Source organism: Okeania sp. (assembly GCF_983059655.1).
On sequence record NZ_CEZPJD010000403.1, the window covers coordinates 1 to 1,995 of the forward strand.

Sequence of the window (1,995 nt, forward strand, 5' to 3'; positions counted from 1 at the left end):
GTAGTAGGTTGGGTAAAGCGGAGCGCAACCCAACACCAAATAAGTCAGAAATAAATCTAGTTGGGTTTCCTTCCTCAACCCAACCTACTCCATCAAAAAATACTATGAACAAAATCGGCAATATTAAACGCAAAAAACTAAAATTATCCTCCCAAGAATTGGTGAAAATTTCTCCCTTCCAACCTAGCGATAATTTACCAGTTTTAATTCAACCATCTCAAGAAAAGTTAGACTTAGTTAGTTGGGCAACTAATAATCAAGAGTTAATTGAAACTCATCTGTTAAAAGAAGGGGGGATTTTATTTAGGAATTTCCAATTAAATGGGATTGCTGAATTTGAAACATTTATGCAATCTACTTTCGGTAAATTGTTAGAATATTCTTACCGTTCGACACCCAGAACTCAAGTTAATAATCAAATATATACTTCTACAGAATACCCGCCAGAACAATCAATTCCTTTACACAATGAAATGGCATATAGCCTTAGCTGGCCGATGAAAATTTGTTTTTATTGTGTTAAAGCTGCCGAACAAGGAGGTGCTACACCAATAGCGAATAGTCGAAAAGTTTTTCAACGTATTAATCCTAGTATTCGGGAAAAGTTTCAGGAAAAAAAAGTAATGTATGTCCGCAATTATGGCAATGGATTAGATTTACCTTGGGAAACTGTTTTTCAAACTAATGATAAATCTGAAGTAGAAAAATATTGTCATTCTGCTGGAATAAAATTTGATTGGAAAGAGGAAAACTCTCTCAGAACTTATCAAATTTGTCAGGCTGTTGCTACTCATCCCAAAACAGGGGAAATGGTATGGTTTAATCAAGCTCATCTATTTCATATATCGAATTTAACAAAGCAAGTTCAAGAACAACTTTTATCTGTGTTTACAGAGGATGAACTACCTCGTAATACTTATTATGGTGATGGTACTCCTATTGAGTCATCTATTCTTGATGAAATTCGTGAAATATATCAGCAAGAAGCAATACATTTTTCTTGGCAAACTGGAGATGTTTTATTACTAGATAATATGTTAACTGCTCATGGTAGAACTCCTTTTCTTGGTAAACGTAAAGTAGTAGTAGGAATGGCAGAAATTAATGAACAATTAATAATGAATAATTAATAATGAAAATTATCTCTCATTATCAATGAGAAATTATCAAGATGTCTTTGACAATGGGAATTAGGGTGTTGTAGTCCATCCAGTCAAGGTAAAACTTGCAATGCAGGATAATATGTCATATTTGACTATATTTTGATCGACTATAAATCTATATAATTTACTAAAAAAATAATAGATATAAAAATATGAATAATTTGGTAGCTGAAACAGAACAAGAAATTACTGAAGGATATCGACTATCTCCACAACAACGACATCTGTGGTTTTTACAACAAACTGAAACAACAACAAAATATTTAGCTAAATGTGCAATTTCAATTTCTGGTAAATTTGACTTACAAATACTCAAATCTGCCTTAAATAAAATAGGCGGTCGCTATGAAATTTTTCGGACAAATTTTGATTCTTTGCCAGGCATGACAGTAGGAGTACAAATTATTAGAGATGTGAATATTTTCTGGGAAAAAGAACATGATTTGACTCAGGTAGACCCCAATCAAAAAATGGCTAAATTTGAAAAAATTTGGTCAAGTTTCAGTCAGAAAAATTTTGACTTCAAACAAGGGTCTCTATTTTATATGTCTTTAGTAAAAATGTATTCCGAAGAGCAGATTTTACTAATTAATTTACCTACTCTAAATGCTGATTCAAAAAGTCTGCAAATTTTAGTCAACGAACTTAGTCAAGAATATGCTGCTTGTTTAGCAGGAAATGAATTACCTGAAGCTGAATTACAATATGCAGATATTGCCGAGTGGCAAAATGAATTGCTGGAAGCTGAAGAGGCAAAACTAGGAAAAGAATATTGGCAAAAACAAGATATTTCCCATCGTTTTAATTTAGAAATTCCTTTTGCAAAACAGTC

General features: G+C 32.4%; 2 protein-coding genes. Both read left to right on the forward strand.

Going from position 1 to position 1,995, the window contains the following annotated elements; translation table 11 throughout:
* A partial coding sequence (locus AC3DU7_RS20400; protein WP_488041136.1) for a TauD/TfdA family dioxygenase occupies window positions 1-1,130 on the forward strand: 1,130 nt, incomplete at its 5' end.
* 185 nt (window positions 1,131-1,315) lie between these two features.
* The coding region (locus AC3DU7_RS20405; RefSeq protein ID WP_488041137.1) for a condensation domain-containing protein at window positions 1,316-1,995 on the forward strand (680 nt) is incomplete at its 3' end.